The sequence below is a fragment of the Sphingobacterium sp. CZ-2 genome (genome assembly GCF_004526235.1).
GTDB lineage: Bacteria > Bacteroidota > Bacteroidia > Sphingobacteriales > Sphingobacteriaceae > Sphingobacterium > Sphingobacterium tenebrionis.
Genome location: NZ_CP038159.1, coordinates 2909647 through 2935811, shown reverse-complemented (window position 1 = coordinate 2935811; position 26165 = coordinate 2909647). Strand labels below are relative to the sequence as shown.

The 26165-nt window shown below is 39.7% G+C and carries 27 protein-coding genes and 1 tRNA gene; 10 read left to right on the top strand and 18 right to left on the bottom strand.

The features are described 5' to 3' along the window. Position 1: 1 nt before the first annotated feature. Genes E3D81_RS12900 through E3D81_RS12890 form a run of 3 tightly spaced genes read right to left on the bottom strand, consistent with a single transcriptional unit; the run spans position 2 to position 5849 of the window. The gene (locus E3D81_RS12900) at positions 2-1417 is read right to left on the bottom strand and encodes a glycogen synthase (RefSeq protein ID WP_134777683.1); all 1416 of its coding nucleotides are present in this window, start codon (positions 1415-1417) and stop codon (positions 2-4) included. Beyond that, positions 1414-3333 carry a 1,4-alpha-glucan branching protein GlgB gene (gene glgB, locus E3D81_RS12895; RefSeq protein WP_134777682.1) on the bottom strand — a complete coding sequence of 640 codons (1920 nt, stop codon included), beginning with the start codon at positions 3331-3333 and terminating at the stop codon, positions 1414-1416. The genes E3D81_RS12900 and glgB overlap by 4 nt, the downstream gene beginning before the upstream one ends. A 59-nt stretch (positions 3334-3392) precedes the next feature. Next, the gene (locus tag E3D81_RS12890; RefSeq protein WP_134777681.1) at positions 3393-5849 is read right to left on the bottom strand and encodes a glycoside hydrolase family 31 protein; all 2457 of its coding nucleotides are present in this window, start codon (positions 5847-5849) and stop codon (positions 3393-3395) included. 213 nt (positions 5850-6062) lie between these two features. Here E3D81_RS12890 and queA point away from each other — a divergent pair, with 213 nt between their 5' ends. Then, on the top strand, positions 6063-7112 hold the full coding sequence (queA, locus tag E3D81_RS12885; protein WP_099368029.1) for a tRNA preQ1(34) S-adenosylmethionine ribosyltransferase-isomerase QueA: 1050 nt from the start codon (positions 6063-6065) through the stop codon (positions 7110-7112). 243 nt (positions 7113-7355) lie between these two features. Next, entirely contained in the window at positions 7356-8057 is a 702-nt protein-coding gene (locus E3D81_RS12880; protein WP_134777680.1) for a 2-C-methyl-D-erythritol 4-phosphate cytidylyltransferase, read from the top strand. Between the two features lie 5 nt (positions 8058-8062). Here the strand turns inward: E3D81_RS12880 and E3D81_RS12875 are convergent, their stop codons facing one another. The 9 genes from E3D81_RS12875 to E3D81_RS12835 all read right to left on the bottom strand — a co-directional run bounded on the left by E3D81_RS12875 (position 8063) and on the right by E3D81_RS12835 (position 14640). Next, positions 8063-8215: a lmo0937 family membrane protein gene (locus tag E3D81_RS12875; RefSeq protein ID WP_134777679.1), complete on the bottom strand. Its 153-nt coding sequence runs from the start codon at positions 8213-8215 to the stop codon at positions 8063-8065. Between the two features lie 106 nt (positions 8216-8321). After that, positions 8322-9086: an MBL fold metallo-hydrolase gene (locus E3D81_RS12870; RefSeq protein ID WP_134777678.1), complete on the bottom strand. Its 765-nt coding sequence runs from the start codon at positions 9084-9086 to the stop codon at positions 8322-8324. Next, positions 9083-9355 carry a hypothetical protein gene (locus E3D81_RS12865; protein WP_099368032.1) on the bottom strand — a complete coding sequence of 91 codons (273 nt, stop codon included), beginning with the start codon at positions 9353-9355 and terminating at the stop codon, positions 9083-9085. Before E3D81_RS12865 ends, E3D81_RS12870 begins: the two co-directional genes overlap by 4 nt. After that, positions 9352-10359, bottom strand: coding sequence for a glycosyltransferase (locus E3D81_RS12860; RefSeq protein WP_134777677.1), 1008 nt, complete (start codon positions 10357-10359; stop codon positions 9352-9354). The genes E3D81_RS12865 and E3D81_RS12860 overlap by 4 nt, the downstream gene beginning before the upstream one ends. A 1-nt stretch (position 10360) precedes the next feature. Then, positions 10361-11311, bottom strand: a complete 951-nt coding sequence (locus E3D81_RS12855) for a glycosyltransferase family 2 protein (RefSeq protein WP_134777676.1) — start codon at positions 11309-11311, stop codon at positions 10361-10363. Between the two features lie 70 nt (positions 11312-11381). Continuing rightward, positions 11382-12002 carry a DUF4199 domain-containing protein gene (locus E3D81_RS12850; RefSeq protein ID WP_134777675.1) on the bottom strand — a complete coding sequence of 207 codons (621 nt, stop codon included), beginning with the start codon at positions 12000-12002 and terminating at the stop codon, positions 11382-11384. A gap of 3 nt (positions 12003-12005) precedes the next feature. Then, positions 12006-12674, bottom strand: a complete 669-nt coding sequence (locus E3D81_RS12845) for a hypothetical protein (protein WP_134777674.1) — start codon at positions 12672-12674, stop codon at positions 12006-12008. A 5-nt stretch (positions 12675-12679) separates the two neighbouring features. Further along, positions 12680-13942 carry a dihydroorotase gene (locus E3D81_RS12840; RefSeq protein ID WP_134777673.1) on the bottom strand — a complete coding sequence of 421 codons (1263 nt, stop codon included), beginning with the start codon at positions 13940-13942 and terminating at the stop codon, positions 12680-12682. 140 nt (positions 13943-14082) lie between these two features. Continuing rightward, positions 14083-14640 (bottom strand): UbiX family flavin prenyltransferase, encoded by a 558-nt coding sequence (locus tag E3D81_RS12835; protein ID WP_167554295.1) that lies wholly within the window; start codon positions 14638-14640, stop codon positions 14083-14085. A gap of 466 nt (positions 14641-15106) precedes the next feature. On the opposite strand from E3D81_RS12835, the gene E3D81_RS12830 reads away from it, so the two are divergent. Then, positions 15107-15757, top strand: a complete 651-nt coding sequence (locus E3D81_RS12830) for an ankyrin repeat domain-containing protein (RefSeq protein ID WP_134777671.1) — start codon at positions 15107-15109, stop codon at positions 15755-15757. 29 nt (positions 15758-15786) lie between these two features. On the opposite strand, the gene E3D81_RS12825 is transcribed toward E3D81_RS12830, so the two are convergent. Both E3D81_RS12825 and ribD read right to left on the bottom strand, forming a co-directional pair. Continuing rightward, positions 15787-17082, bottom strand: a complete 1296-nt coding sequence (locus E3D81_RS12825) for a DUF2851 family protein (protein ID WP_134777670.1) — start codon at positions 17080-17082, stop codon at positions 15787-15789. Positions 17083-17126: 44 nt separating this feature from the next. Then, positions 17127-18176 carry a bifunctional diaminohydroxyphosphoribosylaminopyrimidine deaminase/5-amino-6-(5-phosphoribosylamino)uracil reductase RibD gene (gene ribD / locus E3D81_RS12820; protein WP_134777669.1) on the bottom strand — a complete coding sequence of 350 codons (1050 nt, stop codon included), beginning with the start codon at positions 18174-18176 and terminating at the stop codon, positions 17127-17129. 89 nt (positions 18177-18265) lie between these two features. Between ribD and prmC the strand changes: the two genes are divergently transcribed. Together prmC and E3D81_RS12810 are read left to right on the top strand one after the other, a co-directional pair. Further along, complete coding sequence (gene prmC / locus E3D81_RS12815; protein ID WP_134777668.1) at positions 18266-19168, top strand: peptide chain release factor N(5)-glutamine methyltransferase; 903 nt, start codon at positions 18266-18268, stop codon at positions 19166-19168. A gap of 129 nt (positions 19169-19297) precedes the next feature. Next, positions 19298-19370 (top strand) — tRNA-Lys (locus tag E3D81_RS12810). Positions 19371-19422: 52 nt separating this feature from the next. Here E3D81_RS12810 and E3D81_RS12805 read toward each other — a convergent pair. After that, positions 19423-20112 (bottom strand): hypothetical protein, encoded by a 690-nt coding sequence (locus E3D81_RS12805; RefSeq protein WP_134777667.1) that lies wholly within the window; start codon positions 20110-20112, stop codon positions 19423-19425. Between the two features lie 369 nt (positions 20113-20481). On the opposite strand from E3D81_RS12805, the gene E3D81_RS12795 reads away from it, so the two are divergent. From E3D81_RS12795 to E3D81_RS12785, 3 genes are all read left to right on the top strand, one after another. Beyond that, positions 20482-21126, top strand: coding sequence for a hypothetical protein (locus tag E3D81_RS12795; RefSeq protein WP_134777666.1), 645 nt, complete (start codon positions 20482-20484; stop codon positions 21124-21126). Positions 21127-21188: 62 nt separating this feature from the next. Beyond that, complete coding sequence (locus E3D81_RS12790) at positions 21189-21632, top strand: DinB family protein (RefSeq protein WP_134777665.1); 444 nt, start codon at positions 21189-21191, stop codon at positions 21630-21632. A 48-nt stretch (positions 21633-21680) separates the two neighbouring features. Beyond that, complete coding sequence (locus E3D81_RS12785; protein WP_134777664.1) at positions 21681-22304, top strand: hypothetical protein; 624 nt, start codon at positions 21681-21683, stop codon at positions 22302-22304. Positions 22305-22335: 31 nt separating this feature from the next. Here the strand turns inward: E3D81_RS12785 and E3D81_RS12780 are convergent, their stop codons facing one another. Continuing rightward, positions 22336-23160 (bottom strand): hypothetical protein, encoded by an 825-nt coding sequence (locus E3D81_RS12780; RefSeq protein ID WP_134777663.1) that lies wholly within the window; start codon positions 23158-23160, stop codon positions 22336-22338. A gap of 171 nt (positions 23161-23331) precedes the next feature. Between E3D81_RS12780 and E3D81_RS12775 the strand changes: the two genes are divergently transcribed. Together E3D81_RS12775 and E3D81_RS12770 are read left to right on the top strand one after the other, a co-directional pair. Then, a complete protein-coding gene (locus E3D81_RS12775) occupies positions 23332-24084 on the top strand; it encodes a class I SAM-dependent methyltransferase (RefSeq protein WP_134777662.1) in 753 nt (250 codons plus the stop codon). A 295-nt stretch (positions 24085-24379) separates the two neighbouring features. Then, entirely contained in the window at positions 24380-25117 is a 738-nt protein-coding gene (locus E3D81_RS12770) for a hypothetical protein (protein WP_134777661.1), read from the top strand. On the opposite strand, the gene E3D81_RS12765 is transcribed toward E3D81_RS12770, so the two are convergent. Then, the gene (locus E3D81_RS12765) at positions 25114-25638 is read right to left on the bottom strand and encodes a DinB family protein (protein ID WP_134777660.1); all 525 of its coding nucleotides are present in this window, start codon (positions 25636-25638) and stop codon (positions 25114-25116) included. The genes E3D81_RS12770 and E3D81_RS12765 overlap by 4 nt on opposite strands. A 52-nt stretch (positions 25639-25690) precedes the next feature. After that, positions 25691-26113: a VOC family protein gene (locus tag E3D81_RS12760; protein WP_134777659.1), complete on the bottom strand. Its 423-nt coding sequence runs from the start codon at positions 26111-26113 to the stop codon at positions 25691-25693. Positions 26114-26165: the final 52 nt, after the last annotated feature.

Sequence of the window (26165 nt, the reverse complement as noted above, 5' to 3'; positions counted from 1 at the left end):
ATTATTTAAGTAATTGGTTATATAACTTTACATATTTTGAAGTTGATTTATCCCAGGAAAAGTCCAGTTCCATGGCTAAATCTCTTGTTTCATTTAATTTCTTAGGCTCTTGAAGATAATCCAAGGCGCGTTCTACCGCTTGGGATGCCTCTGCTGCATTGACATCCTCAAATTTGAATCCATAGCCACCCTCAGAAACATCAATAACCGTGTCTTTTAGTCCACCGATGTTCCTAACTACCGGTATGGTCCCGTATTTAAGGGCATAGAGCTGGTTCAAACCACAAGGCTCAACCCTGGAAGGCATGATCAGTATATCCGAAGCCGCATACACCTGATGGGCCAATTGTTCATTATAACCGAAAAAGACAGCAAAGCCTTCCGGAAACTCCTTTTCAAGTTCTGCAATCTCTTGTTGTATGGCAGGATCGCCGGAGCCAAGTATAAAGATATTCCGTTTTCCAGCTTTCTTATCCAAAAGATTTCTTACAATTTCCGGTAGAATATCCGCGCCCTTTTCCGTGGCAAAACGTCCTATATAACTCAATAGTGGTAAATTAGGATCTAAACCATATTCCTTACAGAATTTGCTTTTATTTTCATATTTACCTTCCTGAACATTGATTGGCGAATAATTATCCGTAATCTGTTTATCCGCTGCAGGATCCCAGTAAGCCGTATCAATTCCATTCACAATACCCCAGGCTTTCCCTCTTTCATCATAGAACAGGCGTTGTAGGCCATTTGCTTCTACAAACAATTCGCTGAGGTAACCCTCTGAAACGGTAGTATAGGAATCACAGCATTTAATCGCTGTAGCCAAAGGGTTGATAACACCATCCCAATCTAACAGCCCCCATTTCCAGGTATCAAATGCAGGCAATATAATCCCTTTGTTCCAGTTCATCCAGCCTTGATATTGTCCATTATGAACGGTAAATACCGTTTTAATGTCTGAAAATTCTTTATAATCCGTAGCGTTCCTCGTTAAAAAAGGAATTAATCCTACATGATGGTCATGGCAATGAATGATGTCAGGTTTTATACCATTATGCTTTAGATAATGCAGGAAAGCATGTTGAAAGGCAATCCACTGCTCCGCTTCATCCGCATAGCAATACACTTCCTCCCTATCCAATAAGCCAGGAATCCTTATCAAATATAATGGAAAACCCAGTGCATCAGTGCTTTCTTTGAGCACCTCATAATCCAACAGGATAGAACCTTGATAGAATTGCCCAGTTGCTACCGTTTCAAAGCTGTGCTCCTGCACAAACTTCCGGTTGAAATAAGGCATCACCACCGAAGCGTCAACCCCTAAATGATTTAAATATTTAGGCAATGCGCCGACAACATCGGCAAGCCCGCCTACCTTGGCGACCGGAAAACATTCTACACTCAGATGGATTACTTTCATTTCTTGATTTTTCGTTTAAAGATCAGTCCTGACAATGGCGGTAAATCCAAGGAGAAAGACTGATTTTGGTTCATCCAAAAAGTTGGATCGGTACTGACCTGCTTCTTAACCCCTACCGCACTGCCATTGTAACTCATGTCATCCGAATTCAGCAGCAATTCCCATTCGCCTGGATGGGGAACCCCTATCCTAAAATTCCTCCTTACCACAGGAGTTAGGTTCAAAACAATAATCAAGTCGTTTTCCCAATCATGACCACGTCTACAGTACACAAAAACACTGTTCGCTTTATCTTCTAAATCAATCCAAAAGAACCCTTCCGGACTGAACTGTTTTTCATATAATGCTGGATAGCTCTGGTAGATCTCGTTCAATTTAGCTACGAACTTCTTCAGGTTCTGGTGTGGTTTGAACTGTAATAAATGCCAATCCAACGATTGGTTCACATTCCATTCGGATGTTTGTCCGAATTCACCGCCCATGAACAACAGTTTGGTTCCAGAAAAAGTATACATAAAGAGGTATAAAGCCCTCAGGTTAGCAAACTTCTGCCATTCATCCCCCGGCATCTTATAGATCAACGATTGTTTTCCATGAACCACCTCATCGTGGGACAATGGCAACATAAAGTTCTCCGTAAAGGCATATACCGACGAAAAAGTAAGTTTATTATGATGATAAGAGCGATTGATCGGATCTTCCTTGAAATAGGATAAGGTATCATGCATCCAACCCATCATCCATTTCATGCCAAATCCCAAACCGTTATTAAACGTCGCCCGGCTTACGCCTGGCCAGGAAGTGGATTCCTCCGCAATGGATTGTACCTGCGGAAAATATTTGGAGATCGCTTCATTGAGTTCCTTTAAAAAGGAAACTGCCTCGAGGTTTTCATTCCCTCCCAGCTCATTGGGTTCCCATTCCCCCTGCTTTCTGGAGTAATCCAGGTAAAGCATCGATGCTACGGCGTCTACGCGTAAGCCATCTACATGGTAACGGTCGAGCCAAAAGAACGCATTAGAGATGAGGAAAGACCGGATCTCGTTTCGGCCATAATTGAAAATATAGGATTGCCAATCGGGATGAAATCCCTTCTTAGGATCCGCATGCTCATATAAATGCGTACCATCAAACTTATACAATCCGTGGCTATCGCCCGGAAAATGCGACGGAACCCAGTCCAGGATTACGCCGATATGGTGTTTATGCAATTCTTCTATAAGATACATCAGATCCTGCGGACCTCCATACCTTGAGGTAGCAGCAAAATAGCCTGTGATTTGATATCCCCAAGAAGGATAATAGGGATGCTCCATCACCGGCATAAACTCCACATGGGTATAGTTCATTTCCTGCAGGTAGGGAACCAAACGCTCTGCTATTTCCCGATAGGAAAAAAAGCGATTGGGATCTTTGGGGTCGCGCATCCAGGAACCCAAATGCATTTCATAGACTGTATAAGGCCTGTCGAGCGCATTATGTTCCCTTCGGTTGTACATCCATTCCGAATCCTGCCAAGAATACCAAGTGGTCGCAACGATAGAAGCTGTTTTTGGTGCTACTTCGGCATGTAAGGCAAATGGATCAGCTTTTTCCAAACGCTCGCCTGTACTGGAATGGATATGGTACTTATAGACTTCCCCATTTTCAAGACCAGGGATGAAACCTTCCCAGATACCCGAACTATCCCATCGAACTTGCAAGGGATGGGAATGTGGATTCCATCCGTTAAAATTTCCGATCACGGATACCTGTTGGGCATTCGGTGCCCAGACAGCAAAGTAGACCCCTACTCGGCCATCTACACGGAGTTCTCGTGATCCAAATTTTTCGTACAGTTTATAATGTCTTCCTGACCGGAATAAGAACACATCAAATTCCGACAACAAGGAATGTGCTTCTACAGCGTTTGACATAATTAGGTTTATATGATTAATATCTTCTATTAAGCTATTCTGTTTAGTTTATTTAGTTATTATTGAATGATGACCTTTTTGAAGTCGCGTTCTAATTTGATATAGTCCAATCCATCTTCGTCCTTGCTAACATTTACCTTCATACCATCCACAGTAACCTGCTTCATATCAAATGGTAATCCGACCAAGTAAAGATTAAAGTCCGAATAATATGGTGTATACAAGCCCTGTTCCCCCTGCACGATCTGAACCGTGTTTTGGGTAGACTCTGCAATGAAATTTTTCTCTACATACACCCCTTGCTCATAAGCAAAGGTTTCCCCATGATCGGAATACAGATGTGATTCATGCTGTCCTTCCGCAAAATAGAACGTCATCTTTAAGGACTCAATTTTACGCTCTCCGGTAAATTGCATGACCGGAAATTCAGGGATGATACTTCCACCCCGAACAAAGAATGGCATTTCATCCATCGGTGTATCGATGGTATGCTCCTGCCCACCGGCATATGGGGTATGATCGAAATAATAATACCAGCTACCTTCAGGAAGATAAACGATCTTATTCAATTGACCAGGATGCAAAACCGGCGACACCAATAATTGATGACCGAAGGTAAATTCTTCCTCACGTTGCAGGTTTTTGGCAATATGCTGTTCCAGAAGGGATATCGGCCTAAGAATAGGTTCCCCATACCTATGCTGCATCCAAAAGCAGGTATAGATATAAGGAAGTAGTTTATACCTCAATTCAATGAACTTCTTACAGATCTGCTCCCAATCTGGCCCGAAACTCCAAGGCTCCCTGTCGCGGGTATCGCCTGCCGAATGCACACGCATGAACGGGGAAAACACCCCAAACTGCATCCAACGGGTATAGAGTTCACCATCAGGCTCGCCCGTAAACCCACCGATATCCGTGCCACAGAAAGAAAGCCCAGAAACCGATAACCGCTGCAACTGTAATGTCCCGATCCGCAAGTGTTCCCAAGTAGCGATGTTATCTCCGGTCCAAACAGACGAATAGCGTTGTGTACCAGCATAAGCCGCTCTGGTAATGGTAAATGGACGTTTATTCTTATATAATTTCTTCAACCCATCGTAGGTTGCACGAACCATCTGCATGCCATAGACATTATGGGCTTTGCGATGTGATCCGCGATGACCTTCAAATTGATGCCTAACATCATCGGGGAATGTTCCTCTTCCAAAAACAGCCGGTTCGTTCATGTCGTTCCAGAATCCTGCAACGCCATCATCTACCAGTCCTTTGTATAAGGTTCCCCACCAGGTCCTCACCTCTGGGTTGGTGTAATCCGGGAATTGACAACGGCCTGGCCAAACAAAACCTTCCATAAAATAATCATCACCCCGACGACAGAAATAGTTGTTCTCCTGTCCCTGCTTGAATACCCAGTAGTTTTCATCCACTTTGATTCCTGGATCGATCATCACTACCGTCTTGAAGCCATTGGCATTCAGATCGGCTATCATTTTCTTAGGATCTGGGAAATAACGCTTGTTCCAAGTGAAACAACGATACCCATCCATATAGTCTATATCCAGGTAGATCGCATCGCAAGGGATCTCCCGCTTACGGAATTCGTAGGCCGTTTCCCGAACCTTGTTCTCCGGATAGTACGACCAGCGACATTGATGGTATCCAATAGCCCACATAGGTGGCATATAATGGGTGCCCGTTAAGCTATGGTATCTCTTTACCACATCCATCATCTGAGGACCGTGGATATAATAGTATTGTAGTTCGCCACCTTCCGACCAGAAACTTGTTTGGTTCGGATGTTCCGAAGCGAAATCAAAATAGGTCTTAAAGGTATTATCAAAGAAAATTCCGTAAGCCTTTCCTTCGGTTACACCAATGTAGAATGGAATAGTCTTATAGAGCGGATCTTGGTTGAAAGCATAGGAATAGGTATCCGAATTCCAATTCTTCACCCTTCTTCCTCTTAGATTGAGGTTGGAGGCTTTATCGCCCAATCCATAAAAAACCTCATCGGATTTGGCTTCCTTGCTGCAGTAAACGTAATATCCGCCATAGTCAACATTCTCCTCCCAATGCATGGCTGCATGGTCGCTGTTCAGAACGGTATCATCCTCTTCAGAGAAGGAAATGAAGAAATTGTCCTTTTTGATGGAGCAGGTCACTGCACTGGTTTTTACCCGGAAATAGGCTTCATCTTCTGTTACTTCGCAGTTTACAAAGACTTCTTCCTTGAAACTCACCGCATAGGAAAAATCTTCCAAAAACACCCCTTCAGGCGCCAATCGGATCCGGATGATCTCTTCGGAGAATACTTTGACCTCTACCTTTGATCGCCCATCGGTAAAGAAAAAGGAATTTCGTTCTTGGGTATAGCCCTGAACCTTAGAAAGGTACTGTTTTTCAATGCGTGGTAAATCCAATACTGGATTGTTCACATGGTGCATCTCTTCTAAACTCTCGGTATGTGGAAGTAGGTCGTTTGCAAAATCTTCTTTTCGTGTGCTGTCTGCCATAAAAGTTAGTTTCTGTGGAATTCAAGGCATTTCAAATGCCGTTTTAAATTACAATATATTTTAAAGAATCCAATATTAATAAATAAATTCTTACAGAAAAGTAGGTATTATCTTATATGACAGTGTAATTATTTAATTTTTCGTACTTTTGTAAGCCTTTATAAAATCTAGCCCCAGTAAGGCTAGAGGGCAATAAATACTGATTCATATAAAATGAAATTATCTCAATTCAACTTCAATCTACCGGAGTCTCTGCTAGCTTCTGAACCATCTGAACAAAGAGACGAATCTCGTTTGATGGTTTTACACCGCGATTCTGGAAAAATCGAACACAAAATCTTCAAAGATGTATTGGATTACTTTGATGATAAAGATGTCATGATATTGAACAACACCAAAGTTTTCCCTGCCCGTATGTATGGAAACAAAGAGAAAACTGGTGCTACCATTGAAGTATTCCTTTTAAGAGAATTAAACAAAGAATTACGCCTATGGGACGTGTTGGTAGATCCAGCTCGTAAAATCCGTGTAGGTAATAAATTATATTTCGGAGATGATGATTTATTAGTAGCGGAGGTAGTAGACAATACCACTTCTCGCGGCCGTACCATCCGTTTCCTTTTTGATGGAACCGATGAGGAATTCCGCAAGAACATTGAAATCCTTGGCGAAACCCCTCTTCCAAAATACATCAAACGTAAAGCAACACCAGAGGATAAATTCCGTTACCAAACCATCTACGCTAAAAATGAAGGTGCAGTAGCTGCTCCAACAGCAGGACTTCACTTCTCGCGCGAATTGATGAAACGTCTGGAACTAAAAGGGGTTGATTTTGCAGAAGTAACCTTACACGTTGGTCTGGGAACATTCCGTACCGTGGAGGTAGAAGATTTGACCAAGCACAAAATGGATTCGGAGCAATTCATTATCTCTGAAGAAGCTGCTCGTGTGGTGAACAAGGGAATCGATGCTAAACGTCGTATCTGTGCAGTAGGTACTACTTCTATGCGTGCTATTGAATCTTCAGTGTCTGCCGACAAACACCTGAAAGCTGCAAACGATTGGACAAGTAAATTTATTTACCCTCCTTACGATTTCAGTATTGCAAACTCGATGATCACCAACTTCCATACGCCTCAATCTACTCTATTAGTTATGATTGCTGCCTTTGCAGGTTATGAGAACGTTATGAATGCTTATGAAGTAGCGGTTAAAGAAAAATATCGTTTTTACAGCTATGGCGATGCGATGTTAATCATCTAAGATAAATAATTCAACAATTGATTAAGCCGTATGAAACTATGTTTTATACGGCTTCTTTTTTGATGGCTTTTACATTTCCTGCTATCGTTTTTCCTATGTAAACCCTATGTTTTCTTGGTAAATTCAAGGTTTAAGCATACTTAAAGCATGTTTTTATAAGCTTTACATACTAAATACATACTTTTACATTACTTTCACTATGCTTTCGCATCGAGCCAAATCTATTTTTTTTACCTTTATGACATGGAACAAAACTATGTCATTATTGTAGCGGCTGGAACTGGATCTCGGATGGGTGGAAACCTCCCAAAGCAGTACATACCAATAAACGGTAAACCGCTCTTAATGCATACCCTCTTAAAGTTCCATCAGGCCCAAAGTAAGCCTCAAATCCTATTGGTCCTTTTTTCCGAAATGGAATCCTATTGGAGGGAACTCTGTAGTGAATATGATTTTCATATACCACATATCCTATGCCATGGAGGAGCCAGTAGGTTTCAGAGCGTGAAAAACGGGTTGATAGCATTAAGAAATTCTATTCCAGACCCAGCGAATGCCATAATTGCAGTTCATGACGCAGCAAGACCCCTTCTTACTACGCAGTTGATCGATGCTTTATACCAGGAAGTTGCCAATGGACATCATGCGGTTATCCCTGCTGTTCAAAGCAGCAGTTCTGTACGATTTGGAAATGAAAATAAGAGTGAAGCTGTGGATAGAAACCAGGTTTGGTTGGTGCAGACGCCACAGGTATTTCAAGCAGATTTATTGCTGAAAGCCTATGAACAAGAGGAATCAGCATCTTTTACCGATGATGCATCGGTGGTGGAAAATTGGAATGAAAATAAAATGAGCAATAACCTCCTCATCTTTCCCGGTGAACATCAGAACCTGAAGATCACTTATCAAGAGGATTTAGCTATTGCTCAGCTGTTATTAGAATAATCTATCTAGGCGTTACCTCGTATAACCCTAAGTAAAATAACAATGATGGCGATCACCAATAAGATGTGAATAATACCACCTGTCGCATAACCTCCGAAGAAGCTGATAGCCCAGATAATGACTAAAACTACTGCAATTAAATACAAAATATTTCCCATAGCAAATCAGTTTTTAAAGTGTTTAAATAATTAATTCAATAAATGTGATTTCATATGGTTGAACAATGAAAAATCACAATTGTTTTATGAGATGAATTATTTTTTATTATTCTTCGATAATTAACTGATCGTAAGCCACAAAAATGTTAGGAGGAAGTAAAGCGGAAATTTCTTCATGGGTCCCAAATCGATGGCTGATATGGGTTAAATAAGTCCTTTCTGGTTGGATCCGTTCAGAAACTTCTACTGCCTCTGCTAAAGTAAGATGGGAAATATGTGGTTCTTTTTGGAGCGCATTCAAAACCAATGTTTTCACACCTTTCAGCAGCTCAAAGGATTCTTCTGAAATGGTCTTCGCATCGGTAACATAGGCAAAATCATCGATCCGGAAACCCAAAACCGGCATTTTATAATGCATCACCTCTATGGGCAGGATTTCTTTTCCGTACAATTCAAAAGATTGGCCAGGGAAGATTTCCTCCAGTTCCAATTGCGGAACTCCTGGATATTTGAAATCGCTGAACGCATAATAGAATTCCTTGCGAAGGGCATCGTGGGTCGCCTTATTGGAATAGATCGGAATGGATTGCTGTTGCTGGTAATTGAAAGCTCTGACATCATCCAGACCCGCCACATGATCCTTATGGGAATGGGTCATCAGTACGGCATCCAGCTGCTGTACCTGGCCTCGTAACATTTGGTACCTGAAATCAGGACCGGTATCCACAACAACGGTATGGTCGTTATATTCCAAAAGAATGGACGACCTCAAACGTTTATCATGTCGGTCGGTAGATCGGCATACCTTACATGAGCATGCGATGACCGGAACCCCCTGTGATGTACCTGTACCTAAAAATGTTATTCTCAAACCGTAAGTTTTGTTTTTTTAATCTGTTGAAAGAACGGCTTCAACTTATCACTTAACAAGCTCTCCTCAATGGGGATAGTCTGCAATAGCTGAAGTAGGGATTGCACTTTCATATCCACACTGGAGAATTTATTCACCACAATGACCTTTGAATTTTGCAGCATACAGGCACCGGTTCGGAAAGAACCTTTCTCAAATCGCAATCGATACCCCTGCTCTTTGAACAAAATTTCTAATTTATCTAAACTACTTTGTGTAAGCGCTATCATGAATTCTTCTTTTCGGGATACAAGAGCTGTTTACTATACTGACTGATAAAGCCGGAGCCATAAGCGATCAATTGCGTAAAGGCTGCAACCACCGCAAGAACGGCAACTTTCAAGCTCCTGCAGGTTATCAAGGCATGCAAGAACAGCATTATTGTATACAATAATAACAAACAATTACCAAGAGTTCCTAACAAACTCAGGATATAGATCCCATTCATCGTTAATAAATTGATGACATTTATCATGAACAACACCACGAGTCCCAAAACAAAAACGGATGGTAGGGCATGCACGGGTTTCAGTTCGGCGGGGTACATCTTATAGATATCGATCCTCCCCTTTCCAAAACTATGGGTCTGTTTATAAAATTGAGCGAAGCTGGTCCTTCTTTTATGGTACACAAAGGCATCAGGGATCAATCCGACCTTAAACCCGGAATTGATCATCCGGATACTGAATTCAATATCCTCCGACCTGCGGGAGAGTTTAAAACCACCTGTCTGTTCCCATATTCTTCTGGAAATACCAAGGTTGAAACTTCGCGGATGGAACTGGCCCACATGCTTTTTATTACCACGGATTCCACCAGTGGTAAAGGGGCTGGTCATGGAATAGCTGATGGCTTTCTGGATAGCAGTGAACGATGGATGCGCAGCATCCGGTCCTCCGAAGGCATCCAATCCATCCTTTTCGATCCCTGCCTTAACTTTTAGCAGGTAATCGGAAGGTACAATGATATCGGAATCAAAGACGATGAAATAATCGCCTTTCGCCCGCTCAAAACCATAGTTCCTAGCGAAACCTTGACCTTCATTTTCCTTAAAGAAATAATTTACATCCAATCGATCCTTGAATTGATCGATGATATGATCGGCCTTGTTCCTGGATCCATCCTCCACAATGATCACCTCGAAATCTTGGTATTGTTGATCCAGAAGGGATTGCAACAATTCCTTGATCTCTACCGGCCGGTTGTATAAAGGAATAATGATTGAAAAGAACATCTTAGATTACCTGGTCGATATGATATTTATTTCGGTCTGTACCATTACGGGACACCAGCTCGGCAATGAAACCTGTAAGGAACAATTGCGAACCGATCAAAATGGCTACCAAAGAAAGGTAGAACAACGGTTGATCCGTCACATTCCGGTAGGCTGTACCATTGGCAATGCTCATCAATTTCTCGATGATGAGGTAGATGGTGATAAAAATCCCGATCAGGAAACTGATCACGCCCAGTGGGCCAAAAAAGTGCATTGGTCTTTTCGCAAATTTACCCACAAAAAAGATCGACATCAGATCCAGGAATCCTTTTACAAACCTGCCCGGACCGAATTTGGTCGTCCCATACTTACGTGGAAAATGCTGAACTACCTGCTCCTGGATATTACTGAATCCTGCCCATTTCGCCAATACGGGGATATAACGGTGCATCTCTCCATAAACCTCGATGCTCTTTACCACATCTTTTTTATAGGCTTTCAGCCCACAATTGAAGTCGTGCAGATTATCGATACCCGACATGCTGCGGGTAACGGAGTTGAACAGCTTGGTCGGGATGGTCTTGGTCAATGGATCATAACGTTTTTTCTTCCATCCAGAAACCAGATCGGCACCTTGGTTCTTGATACGATCGTACAATTCCGGGATCTCATCAGGGCTATCCTGAAGATCGGCATCCATGGTGATGACTACATCGCCCTGTGCTGCGGCAAAACCTACGTTCAATGCGGCCGATTTCCCATAATTACGACGGAACCGAACGCCTGTAACATGCTCATTCTCCGCTTTCAGCGATTGAATGACCTGCCAGGATTTATCCTTACTCCCATCATCAACCATGATGATCTCGTATGTGAACTGATGCTCATCCATAACACGCTTGATCCAAGCGCAAAGCTCCGGAAGAGATTCTTCCTCGTTGTATAAAGGTATGACTACTGATATATCCATAAGTAATAATGACAAAGGTATCATTTTTAGATGATACCTTTAATCAAAAAATATTGAGGTAATAGGATTATTAAGCTTCGGGATTATTTTGCCAAGGATGTGCAGAATCTGTTGCTACCTGTTCTTTGAACATTGGTTTTTCTTTTTTGAAGATAGCGGCAAAGATCAGGGCCAACACAAAATAAACCAAGAAATAGATGAACAGACCTAAGATATTCTGTCCGATGGACAAAGAACCTAAGGCATCGCGTTGTTTATCCAATTCCGCTACGATGGTATCGATCGCTTCATCGGAAGCATTGATGGACTCGTAATACTCGATGGTCATATTGCGGGTTTTATCCAATACCTGTTCCTGCAACTGAGGCATGGTCCAGTTCATGATCATGGTTGCCAAGGTACCGATCAGTGCGGTAACTGCCAACATGATGAAGATATTTTTAAGGGCTACGGAAAAGCTCCAGTAACCACCATTTGCCGTACGAAGGGATTTTGAAAAAACCGTTACCAAAATCAAGAAAGGGATATAGTTAACTGCTCCTGCCTGGATAGCCGAACTCATTAGCGTGGTTCCATTAATGGTTATATACATAGAAGCTATAGCCAATACCACCGAGACCACCCCAAGGATAATCCCATAGGTAATTGCTTTCTTCTTCAATAGCGGATTTTCGTTAGTTGTCAATTCCATAATTTATTTGTTAAAGTTGATCATTAATTGATATAAGGCTAAAGATAATGATTTATTTGCCGCATACTTAGAAAAATCTCCCAATTGTCCTTCATTTGGATTTTGCTCGTAAAAGAAAGAAACCAAAGGATAAAACAGCTCATAAATCTCCTCATCTTTCGACTGGCTATCGGCAACCTTAGCGATCTGCTCATAAGAGCTATCAACCAACAACTGATTGGCAATCACATTTTCATAAATCTCGTATTCGTCCTGGAATTCATCTTCTTCCACCAATAGGAATTCTTTCAGGAAATCATCCAATGAAGGTTCGATCTCATCATCTGCGCATTCTTTCAGGTATAAAAGGATGTTCAGCATCTCCGAACCTCTTTCAATGGTCTCATCTTCGATGGCTTCCCATTCTTCCGATTCCAGGTAATCTTCTTCCAGTTTCAATACATCTTCTGCGAAGAAATTGATCATGAGAAGATCAAACGTGTATTCACGCAATTCTTCAAATTGCTGATGTTCATCAAAAACAGCATCCATATCTGCCACCTTATCCATAAAAGGTTTTTCGGCATTGAATACATTTTCCAACGCTGTCTTTACCACAGACGCATCGATATTTTCAGAGTTCGCATAGGCATTAAAACTTGCCTCAAATGCTTTTTTTACTTTCGCTTCCATATTGTTTAGTTTATGATTACCTGGTTGTTATTGATCGTTGCCAAGACCTGGCCTGTCAATTCCTTACCAAATAATGGTGAATTAGTCGATTTGGACTTATTGCTGTTATTATCTAAAGTCCATTTTTTATCCATACTGAATAATACCAAGTTAGCATCCTCACCCTCTACGAGCTGTGGAACTGGCAGATTCAATACCTTACGCGGATTTTCTGCCAATTTTTCTACAATCGTTTCTGGGTTGAAGCCGGCTTTGATCAGTAATGGTAGAACAGTTTGCGATGCGATGATGCCATCTTTCGCAATCTGGAATTCTACTTCTTTGAATTCAATTTCGTGTGGAGTATGTTGCGAAACCACCGCATCGATCACGCCATCTTTCAGGCCTTTGATCAAGGCTTTTACATCACGCTTGGTGCGTAATGGCGGACTCACCTTATAATGGCTATCAAAAGATTTGACATCTTCATCGGTAAAAACCAAGTTATGCGCAGCCACATCACAGGTCACCTGGATTCCTTTTGCTTTTGCTTTTTGGATCAGATCTACCGATTCTTCGGTAGAAATCGTACTGAAATGGATCGGTGATTCATTGTATTCGGCCAAGAATAGATCACGGGAAACCATGATGGACTCTGCTAGGTTAGGGATACCTTTCATGCCCAGGTAGGTACTCACCTCCCCTTCGTTCATTTTATTTCCAGCAGCAATGGATTCATCCTGCGGAAAGGTCATGATCAATCCTTGGAAACCTTTGGCATATAATAACGCTCTTCCCATCAATCCTGCCTGCTGTACACTGCGGTTACCATCGCTGAAGGCTACGGCACCATTGATCTTCATATCGAACAGTTCGGCCAATTCATTTCCTTCCCTTTTTTTGCTCACTGCTCCAACGGGAAAAACATCAACGAGGTTACCCTTTGCCGTATTGACGATCAGGGACACTTCTGAACGGGAATGGATCGGTGGATTGGTATTCGGGTGTACAGCTACACCGGTAAAACCACCAGATGCTGCCGCAGCAGTACCTGTTTGGATATCTTCCTTGGTTTCATAACCCGGTTCGCCAAAGTTTACATTCAGATCGAAAAAACCGACAGAAAGAAAACTTCCCTTCCCATTGATCTCCTGAACCTTCCCTTCCGCCTTTACAGACTTGCCAATTTTCTCAATTTTTCCATTTTTAACCAATACATCAACGGATGTTAGGTGTAGCGGATGGCCTGCCGAAACCAATGTTGCAGAAGTAATTAATATTGTTCCCATGAAATATATTGAAAATCAAAAATATAGTGATCGTAATTTTTGTTGGATATAACGAATGCTAATAAAGATAGATACAGCTGTTTCATTAAAAAACAAAAATACAAAATCCTTTGGATTACGAGGATAAAATTATGGTTTTTCTATTTACCCCAGCGGTAGGTCTGCAGGTCAAAACCGGCCATATCAAGGACACGGTCTATCACAGTAGCTGCCAAATCCTCAAAAGTTGCGGGTCTGCTGTAAAAAGATGGCGATGCTGGACAAACGATCCCTCCTGCCTGGGTTACAGCCTGCATATTGTTGATGTGGATCAAACTAAGGGGTGTTTCGCGAGTGATCAAGATCAATTTTCTACGTTCTTTCAGGATAACATCCGCGGCTCTGGTGGTCAGATCTGACGAAGTTCCCTGTGCGATTCTTGCCAAGGTTCCCATGGAGCATGGAGCTACGATCATCGTCTCAAATTTAGCGGATCCTGATGCAAATGGCGCCATGAAATCATTCTTCTGGTAGAATTTGAAGGAATAATCATTGTAACTCTCATCTCCCAGTTCAAATTTCCAGACATCCTTGGCATTATCCGACATTACCACGCCGACCTCTTTCACCTGATCTTTCAGAAGGGTAAGTTTATCCAACAATACTTTGGCATAAATAGAACCTGAGGCACCTGTAATAGCAACTATTATTTTAGACATGATGTAAAATTAGTATTTAGTATTTAGTATTTAGTAAGAAGTACTAGTATTTAGTATAAAGTATTTAGTATTTAGACAGGGAATTTTTTGCTGGGGATTGGGTGATGGGCAAAGTGGGGATTGGATGGAGAGTTGGATGAGGGGTGGTTGAGGGATGGTTGGCAATAAAAAAGGGTCGAATAGAATATATTCGACCCTACATCTACCTATGAAAAACATGCCCTTGGGGAGGGCATTACAAAAGTAATTATAAGTCTAAAAATTTAATAAAAAATATAGTTTTATTTATGGTTTTGTAGCTGAATAGCTACAAATATTAAATGATGTTCGTTAACATTAAAATTAATTAGTAATAAAGACATAAAATTTAACCCGTCAATTTTAACGTGCTGTTTAAGAATTCCTATGAAGGAATTATAAATTTAAGTTTTTTTTGCTTAATTCGTAACATTAAATGTAAGAGTGTATGAGTCTATCTGTCTTGGAAGAATATATTGAAACGGGAAACCATCAGGATCTGGATTTATTGTTGAGTAGAAATCCGGAATTGGTCAAAGAACAAACTTCGCATGAAATCTCGCCATTGATGCTTGCCTGTTATTATCAGAAAACACAGATCGTTCAGACCATTTTGAAATATATTACTAGCATCACGATCCATGAAGCTTGCGCTGCTGGACTCACAGAACAGGTACAACTGATGTTGGATCAAAAGCCGGAAGTGATCAATGAACTATCTTCGCATGGCTTCTATCCATTGGGTATAGCTGCCCATTTTGGAAAAGAGGATATTGTGAGGATCCTGCTTAGAAACCATGCCAATCCGAATGCCTACTCCCAGAACGGATTTCAGAGCTACCCTATCCACGCTGCCTTATTGAATCAGCACGACAACATAGCAAAAATGCTGATCGAAGCAGGTGCGGAAGTCAATGTGGTACAGAATTCCAGGATATCCCCATTACACATCGCTGCCCAGCAAGGAAACATCGACCTGATCATCATCCTTTTGGAAAATGGAGCACATATCCAGATCCAGAACGACCAAGGTAAGACCGCATCGGATCTAGCTGCCGAAAAGGGATTCCATGAAATTGCGGAAATCCTGAAAGCTTAAATATCGATAGGTTGCTGGAGAATAAAAGCTTAAACGTCGATAGGCTGCTGGAGAATATATGCCCCTATTGGGCAATTAAGGCACTTTTTTAGATCGCAGTAATGGGTTTGGAGATGAAGTAGACCTTGACTTTCCATCGCACTGAAGGAAGGCAGACCGGACTTTCTGTATTTCCGCGTCACAACATTTTCCTCCGCCCCTATACTTTCCAAACATTCCATAGCCAGATCCATATGAGCTGCCTTTCGAATATGTTTTCCATATGCAAATAACAAGGGTGCAAAACAATTGATGACCAAAAGATCCATAAAAGTTTCTGAAAATTCGTTGCTATGGTCCTCCGCAGTTTTTTCAAAGTGATAATGTGTTCGCCAATATTTGTTTATCGTTGTGTTTCTGAGTTCCTGTTTGATGTCTTCCACATAATGGCTGGAAACTATTTTTGAAAACCAGTTGGTTCGAATGTGGTAGAGGCCCGCCAACTGCGCTAATCTGATAGTAGGGAAATTTGCCGGTCTCATCCGGAGGAATTTCCACTGATAAACTGACATTTCCGCTAAACCGAAACCCTGTTTTATATACTCATATTCTTTCTGCAATTGTGTCGGATAGCTTTCCTTCCCTTTATAGGCTGTTAAAAAACCCGCCTGACCAAAGAACATGGCTTGGATACTTTTTGGCTTATCGGCGAACTTGGCGAGCAATTTCAGGTTGATCAGTTCCGCCCAATCCAGAAAAGCTTGTTTATTTACCTTAAATCCAAACGATCCAGCCAGCATGCTCAAGGTTATCCTTTCCCAATCGCCTTTAAAACGTTTATTTTGAAGCATGATCTGTTGATACCTCCCTTCCAAACGTTCAACCGCAGCCCGCTGAACAGTTTGGAGCTTGATATGCATGGGGATCTTTTTCATTCGATAGGCACAAGACAACCAATGCCCATTATGAAGCAGATCCAAGGCCTTTTCCAAGACTTCTTCATCCACTAACTGCTGAAGGTTGAGGTTGGGGATCCAAGTTCCATCCGAAAGATAACAGGCCATCTCCCCTTCCCAGATGACATGCAGAATAACAGCATTATAGGCTTCGTCCTGATGATGACGATGCACCATCCAATCTTTCGCATCCACATGGAGTTCAATATGTCCAAACCATTGTTGACCGTCGATCTTTAATTCGGCAAAAAGGAAATCAGGACCTGCATCTTCGTTAAATTGACCTGGTTTTATAACCTGAACCTGCTTTCCACAAGTGGTTTTCATCATTAATGGCTTGAATAGCCGGAAACGCCAGATAAAATGCAATAGCTCTTCGGGGATTCGCATCCCTAAAACTAAAAATTAGGTAATAAGAAATTATTAGTTGATTATTAAGGTTTTATAAGGATTTCCAAGATATCGGATCCTACCTTTAATTTTTCTTTTATACTCCCGTTGATCTTCGGCGCTTCCATCCCTGTTCCCCAGTTTTCGGAGGATTTAAAAATGCGCGCTTCATCCCATAAGCCAGCCTGGATAAATTGTTCTAAGGTTTTCTTGCCCCCCTCTACAATCAAGGATTGTATATCCATCAGATATAATTGATATAAGACCTGCTGGGGAAGATATAGGTCGAAATTTTCGAGTGCAATCAATTTGATGTTTCCTTGCCAATCGGTTTGTTTGGCATTGAAAACGATGGTATCGGCTTCCGTGGAATATAGATTAGTCGCTCTGCTGATTTCCAAACGCTTATCGATCAAAACGCGTTTTGGATTTCTACCGGACCATTCCCTGGCAGTAAGTGAGGGATTGTCGGCAAGAGCAGTACCTTTGCCAACTAATATCGCATCTTCTTGGGTTCGCCATTGATGCACCAATTGTTTACTGGCCGCATTGCTGATCCACTTTTGGGAACCATACACTGGTGCAAAATAACCATCCCTGGTCTCTGCCCATTTTAGGATGATATAGGGTCTAAAATCTTTTAGACGGGTAAAAAAGCGTCGGTTCACCCATTTCGCTTCTTCTTCCAAAATACCTATCACTACTTCGATTCCTGCCTCTTTCAGCTTTTGGATCCCCAAACCATTTACTTTTGCAAATGGATCTTGACAGGCAATAACAGCTTTTTTGAACTTTTTGGAGACGATGAGATCGGCACATGGAGGTGTTTTACCAAAATGCGCACAGGGTTCTAAAGAAACATAGATGGTACTTTCTTGAAATAGCTTCTCTGCAGTTTCCGGGAATTTTTGTATTGCGTCTTGGATCGCATTGACTTCCGCATGTGGACCTCCATAGGGTGAAGTATATCCCTCGCCAATGATTTTCCCATCATGTACAATCACAGCACCGACCATCGGGTTGGGACTGGTTTTACCGGCTCCCAATACCGCCAGATCAAGACATCGCTGCATGAATAATTCATCCCTGTTCATGTTTCCCCTTTTCAATTTTGCTAACACAGCAAAACTATCAATTAAATCCAATAAAATTTACAATGAAGCATTTTTTGTAGGTTTGCAGCATGGAAACCTTAGGAAGCATCCAACAACAGTTCCTGCAAGAGCTGAGCAGTCTATATGAGCAAGATGAAATCAAATCCATCTTCCAAATTGTTTTATTGGATCGATTGGGAATTTCGAAAGCTAAGTTTTTGCTGGAGAAGGATATGGTGCTAGATGCACAACAGTTTCATTCTTTACAGCAGGTTCTTTCCCAGTTGAAATCAGCAAAACCTGTTCAACATATTTTGGGAAAAGCTCCCTTTTATGGGATGGACTTCTTGGTTACAGAAGATACCTTGATTCCAAGACCGGAGACAGAGGAATTAGTGGATCTGATAGTTAAGGATTTCCAATTCATTGCTAAAGATTTACAATCAGGTATTAAGAAGATTCCGGCTCGAGAGTCTGTCAATCTTCAAATTATAGATATCGGTACGGGATCGGGTTGTATTGCGATCGCTTTGCAGAAAAACCTTTTTCATGCGCAGACCATGGCCGTCGATCTTTCTCCTGAAGCAATAGCCGTTGCGAAGGAAAATGCGGTGAAGAATGGGGTCGACATCAATTTCAGATGCCTGGACATCCTGGAATGGGAGATTGTTTTCCAGGAGGAGCAGTTTGATATCATTGTAAGTAATCCACCTTATATTACTCAGGAGGAAAAAAAGGAAATGCATGCCAATGTATTACAGTTTGAACCACATTCGGCCTTGTTTGTGGAAGATGAAGCGCCTCTCTTATTTTATGATCATATATCCTCATTTGCCCGGAAGCATCTCAAAGCGGATGGGGTTTTATATTTTGAGATCAACCAGTATTTAGCGAAGGAAACGCAGGAGATGACTTTTAAAAAAGGATTTTCGGAAGTATGGGTAATAAATGACCTGAATGGGGTTCCACGTATGATTAAAGCGAAAAAATAATCAAACTGAAAAACAGTAAGTTATTTGGTTGAACATAAAAATTAGCATAAAAGATTTGGCACATATCAACCTTTTTTCTACCTTTGCATCACTTCAAACAACGAAGTAGTTCTTGAAATAAAGAATTCCGATTCCGTAGCTCAGCTGGTAGAGCAATACACTTTTAATGTATGGGTCCTGGGTTCGAGTCCCAGCGGGATCACAAAAAAAGCAACTCCAAAAGGGTTGCTTTTTTTGTTTATAGTCGTTCCTATTTAATTGCTAATATTCACCACTGGCTTGCCTTCTTTACAAGATATAGTAGCTTGCTTATTATTCGACATTCCATCGCATTTAATATTCTCAAGTTGGTTCTTTCTTTTGTTTAGTTCATAATAATTTAGAAGTAATTCGTGAAATTCTTTATTCCTTATTGTTTTATGAATTGCAAACCCTTCATAATTACAATTCACAATCAAAATCATAGAACCCCATTCAGATGGGTCTGTGCAGTTTACATCCTTATAGAAATCCATGATATTCTTTTTAAATTTAGGCAACTCCTCATTCACCTCTTGGATAGTCAGATCTTGGACAAAAAGCATAGTAGCTTTACCATCTCGACAAACTACTTTGATTGGAGGAATCGGGTATAAAAAGTCAAATATAATCCCTTCCCTTACGGCAGCTTCCAACATTTTATTAAAATAGTTATCATACTCCGCCAATAAACGATCAAACTGTGCCTGTATAGAGGGATGGAATAAAAAATAATTGTGTTTATAAACTACTTTAAAAGTAGAAATATCCTGACATGGAACAGATTCGCTCAACAAATTGATCTCTCTTTTTTTTTCTTGCGCGCGCTTACCCCAATAGGAGGATGACTTTAATTCATCACTTTTAGAACAGGAAAAGAGTTGGAAAATCAACAATACAATGAAAGAATAGGTGAATATTTTCATAACAAATAATGGTTAGTTAAAAATACTAACGTAAGTCATATTGATTTTGCTACCCATCCTGGATAATAATCGAAAATAATTTTACAATAGAAGACTTAAACAATCGATATCGTTTATCGTTATGCGGATGTGGAATTGCTATATGCTAAGGTGTTAAACGAATTGAATGGTCCTACAGCAGAAGCATATTCTTTTCTAAACGATTTTAGAACGGTAATTATAAATGTCTTTTAATCAAGAACCCCGTCAATATAAAATGGCGGGGTCTTTCTATTTTTGAGCGAAAATATATGTATATTAGTTTCATTAAACCAATTATTGAGTATTATAATGCTCATGTATATTTTTATCAATTATAATCCTTTAGACATGAAAAAAATCCTTTATTTAATATTTTCAACTTCTTTTCTGTTCTTGTTTTTAACGACAAAAGCACAAAATTCAATTATAACAGACCAAATAGAATTAGGGATTATCGCCAGTAATGAAAAGGATCCTAAATTGAGGAAAATTGCAATTGAAAAAATAACCGATCAAATAGAGTTAGGCATTATTGCCAGTAATGAAGAGGATCCTAAATTGAGGAAAATTGCAATTGAAAAAATAATCGATCAAATAGAGTTAGGTATTATCGCCAGTAATGAAGAGGATCCTAAATTGAGAAAAATTGCAATTGAAAAAATAACCGATCGAATAGAGCTAGGGAATATCGCCAGTAATGAAGAGGATCCTAAATTGAGAAAAATTGCAATTAAAAAAATAACCGACCAAATGGAATTAGGTAATATCGCTAGCAATGAAGAAGATCCTAAATTGAGAAAAATTGCAATTGAAAAAATAACAGACCAAATGGAGTTAGGGAATATCGCTAGCAATGAAGAAAATCGTAAATTGAGAAAAATTGCAATTGAAAAAATAACAGACCAAATGGAGTTAGCGAATATCGCTAATAATGAAGAGGACCCTAAATTGAGAAAAATTGCAATTAAAAAAATGGGAAAATCTAAAAATTAAATTTTCATCCTAGGTTTTTCGGATAATCTAGACCTTTTACTTATCTGGTAAATGCATCAAAAATGAAAGATTTCTTTAAAGAACTCCTAGAATATAGCACATATTACAACCGACAATTAATTGATATTATAAATCAAAACCCTTCACATATCTCTGATAGAACGATGTCTTTAATGAGCCATATATTAAATGCACATCACATCTGGAATTGTAGAATAGCTGGAAAAAAAAACTTATATGCAGTTTGGCAAAATCAACCAAGGGAACACCTGCTTGAAATCGAGTTAGCAAATTTCAGGTCGAGCGAAGATATTCTGGAAGTTTATGAGTTAGACCAAATAATTCTTTACGCAAATATTCAAGGTCAACAGTTTGAGCGCAGTGTGCGAGATATATTATTTCACATCATTAACCATACAACTTATCACAGAGCACAAATAGCCAGCGATTTAAAGGTAAATGGTTTAACCCCTCTTCTAACCGATTACATTCACTACAAACGTTAATAATAGTTTTCAAGATCGTACTATAAAAGGACATTTACTCTCTCCAATATGATCAATAATTTAGAATTACATTTTATCGGATTGTTTTCAAAATACGGAACGGATACTAACCTGGGAAAGGAGAATTGGATTGAACTAAAGGAACAGTATCAGGCCAAAGGAAGATACTACCATAATCTAGATCACATTACAGCAATGCTGATGGAATTGGAATCTGTAAAGGAAATGCTGATAAATATTGATTTATTGTGGTTTGCAATATACTATCATGATGTAATTTATCTCCCCCACTCTAGCTGTAATGAGGAAGATAGTGCCAATTTTGCACGAGAGCGATTGGTAAATACAAACCTAAATAATAAACAAATTGATCAAATTGCAGATTTGATTTTATCAACCAAAAAACACGAATTACACCAAGAATCTGATTTTAATTACCTAATTGATGCGGATCTTAGCATTTTAGGGAAACCATGGGAAATATACCTACAGTATATTAAAAATATACGGAAAGAATATGCCATGTTTTCTGACACAATTTATAATTCCGGACGTAGTAAATTTTTAAAGCATTTATTAGCGGAAGAACAGGTGTTTAAAACTGCTTGGTTTCAGAAAAAATACGAGGAACAAGCAAGAGCCAATCTAGCAAGAGAATTGGCTCTATTTTGATAATTAATTGAAAATCAGATTTAATAAATTCTTATTTCTTCTCTTCCTCTTTTACCACTGGTAATGGCTTCCTATACCTATTCTTCACAAAAACCTCCTGACCATCGGGAAAAGTCAAAATTAAATCGTTAAAACGTCCTCGTGCTCGGATAGAAACACTCTCTCCGCCTGCATCATTCAACCGAAAACTTTGTTGACTTTGAACGACCAATGTTTTTATCTCCTTACCCCCTTCAATCATTCTGAATACACCGGAACGATCAAATTTAATCTCCATTTTTCTACCTTCATTATCACTTAATTCATAACTTCCATTTAATTTTCCATTTACCGTAATTTCATAACCCTTCTCGTCTTTGACCGTTCTTTTTCCTGCAAAACTAAATTTCATGGTCATGGTATACTCTCTCCCCTTACCGGTGCTGAAATACCATTTATTGAATCGATTACTGCGGGATTTCACCCAATTATTGCTATTGGTTTCCAATGAATAATTATTATCGAGATCAGGCGCTACTGAAATATAATTGCTGTAATCATCATAGATTTCAAAACCTCCGGATTTATTGCTTTCTAACAACAGAAAATCACTATCACTGAAATTCATTAAGGAGTTTTCACTGAAAACATTCAACCATAGGATGGTATTTGCAATATCCTCACCGAATATGGCTTTATAAACCACCTCTAAAAGATGATTTTCCCCTACTCGATAGAATAATTCTGAATTTTCGGAAATGGTGGAATCGGATAAAGAAATTTTTGAACTGTTTGGAAGAAAAGGTTCAGCGTTGACTTGTGCTGTAAACGAAAATACGAATGCAAAAAAGAAGCAAACACGAAGGGCTAATTTCATAAAACTGGATTTGATTAATTAATTTAAAACTTAAAATAAAATCTTAACATAATTAATGACTTTCAATAAAGATTTAAGTTTAATCAATTTTCAGATTTATTTTCCCGATAGTATGGAGGCATGATTTTTCCTTCAAAATAAATTCATATTAATTTTATATATTTAGGATTAATGAAATGGAACCCAAATTTATACGATCAGAAACATGGATTTGTTTCCCAATATGGCGAAGACGTTATAAAACTCCTAGCTCCGCTCAAAAACGAACTTATCCTCGATTTAGGTTGTGGAACCGGTGATCTCACCAACCGAATCCAACTTGAAGGGGCCACTGTAATGGGAACAGATTTTTCCGAAGAAATGATCAGGAAAGCGAAAGAAAAATATCCCTCCATCAAGTTCACTGTGGAGGATGCCCGAAACTTTGATTACAAAGAAACCCTCGATGCTGTATTTTCTAATGCCGCTTTACATTGGATGCTGGAAAAAGAAGCTGTAATAAAGAGTGTTTATAAAAGTCTGAAAAAAGGAGGACGATTTGTCGCCGAATTTGGCGGAAAAGGAAATGTGGAGAAAATCAGACTCGCCTTAAAACATATATTAGCTGAAACAGGAAACCAAGAAATTGCTGATAAAGAGATATGGTATTTCCCTTCTATTTCAGAATATGCAACTTTACTGGAAAAAAATGGGTTCCAGGTTGTGTATGCTGTTCTATTTGAGCGAGAAACTTTATTAGCCGATAAAGATGGTGTGAAAAACTGGCTGAAGATGTTTGCTACTTCCTATTTAGAAAATTTAGATCCCGAAACCACTGAAAATATATTAGACGAGGTTCAGGAAAAAATAAGACCTACCAATTTTAGGGATGAAAACTGGTACGCTGATTATGTGAGACTAAGGTTTATTGCCATTAAGGAGTGACGAATCTATTTTATTTCCAATAATCTGTATAGCTATAAAAGGACAAGACATATATTGTCTTCTTAATGCAAGCGCATTGCAAGTGAGGTGTAAGTGATATGTAAGTGCTAAAAGTCACTTACACCCTACCTACATGCCCCATCCATCCAACTTCCACCTTGAACCAAATAGGTTTTGTTTATGCTTATTTAATACAAAACTCATAAACAATTAATGATAAAAGCCTTTTAATTGGATATTATTCCCATTAATTTCATCCTGTAAATGATAGCAAGAAAAATAAATTTTAAATGGCATGGGAACAATAAATAAAAATGGAAATATCTCCGGTCTAGTTGGCAATTTGGTTTTCCGAGAATGGAATGGTTTACAAATTGTTCAATCAAAACCCAAGGGTAGAAAACCAGCACCTGGGACCATCAAAGCCGCTAAGATTTTAGGTTTAAAGAGTAAGCTTTCCGCTATTATACGAAAAAGACTAATTTCAAAACAGGAATTTCAAGATGCTGCCTGTCATACTCGTTTAATAAAAAAATTAACAAGATTTAGCTTGAGCTCTGATCAGACCCCAAATGAGTTATCGAATTTCTCAAATGGGGATATGAGTAGACTAGTTGGTTTTCCATACAATCCATCATCCCATTTGGAGGATAATATAGGCTTTAAGCCATCAATAAATTTGAATAAGGACCAACAAATAGAAATTCAAATGCCAGAAAGCATGGCCAAAGAGCAAATAAAAACTCCCCGCCATAGCACTTTCCTGGAACTTCTATTTCAATGCCTACACATTTCCAAGGGATTAAAACTAATCCAATCTTTGGGTCAGGTTAAAGTGGATATAGATCTATCATTAGCATTAAGTTCCCAAGATATTTTCAATAAACACGTTATTAATCTACCAAAAGATGATGAAGGGATGATCCTTTTAGGTTTGGAAGCTTTATTCTTTGAAGAATATGGTGAAACCAAAAAGCTTTACAACACCAAAAAATTTCATCCCGGAGGAATAATAGCTGGATTTATAGTTTAATAATCCAAATTCGGGATCAGGTCATACTTCATTCCTGGCAAGCCCAAAAGCTTTCGCATGAGACCCATCTGCCCACAAAGGTAATCTGCACGGCCAATACACATGCCCACAAAGTTCAGCACATCTTCTTTAACAAAAGGGATACCCATTTCTATAGGGAAATCCTGTTCCAGTTCCTGATCGGTTACTTCCAATAAGCGCTGATAAACCAATGGCGATACCTCTTTAAAATTAACGATCAATTCCTCCAAAGTTGGGTAAGTGATTGTGTGATCTAAGGCCTTTGCTTGGAAAAAAAGATTATCAAAAGGATCCTTCATATCCAAACCCAGAACTTGTCCCATACCATAGCGTGTATTCACATAATTTCCAGCCATCCATACGACATGATTGGTATTATTATCAATACGCTTCAAAGCAGCTTCTTCAGAAATACCGTCGAGAACATTGAAAAAACTTTGTGAATGCATTCGGTATGCGGGAATAATGACTTCTAATTTTTGTGATTTTGGAGTCTTCATAGTTTAAAATTTTACGTTGTTCGCATTTAATTAACGACCATTGGTCAGCGAATTAATCCACTTCGCTGTTTTCTGGCATTTTGGAGAAATCCACATAGGTCAGGTTCCAACCAAATCCGTTGATATCCCAAAAGGAATTCTGGTACATCCAACCATAATCCTGCGGTTCTTCATGCTGGGAAGCGCCATTTTCCAAGGCTAACCGAATAACCTCATCAATCTCTTCGCGGGAATTACATCCCAGGGCAACTACGACCTGACTGGTTCCGGGCATGGGAAGAGGTTTCTCGGTCAGTGTTTTAAAAAAATCTTCGATAATGAACATGGCATAAAGCTGGCCTTCTTTGAGTACGACTGTGACTGCCCTTTCATCCGTCATTTCTTCATTGAAACTAAACCCTAATGCCTGCCAAAATTTCTTTGTTCTTTCAACATCCTTGATGGCAAAGTTGATATATGCTGTGTTGATTTGCATTTGCTGTGTTTACAAGTTCTACCTTTACTGGTATAACCAAATTTAGGCAGCA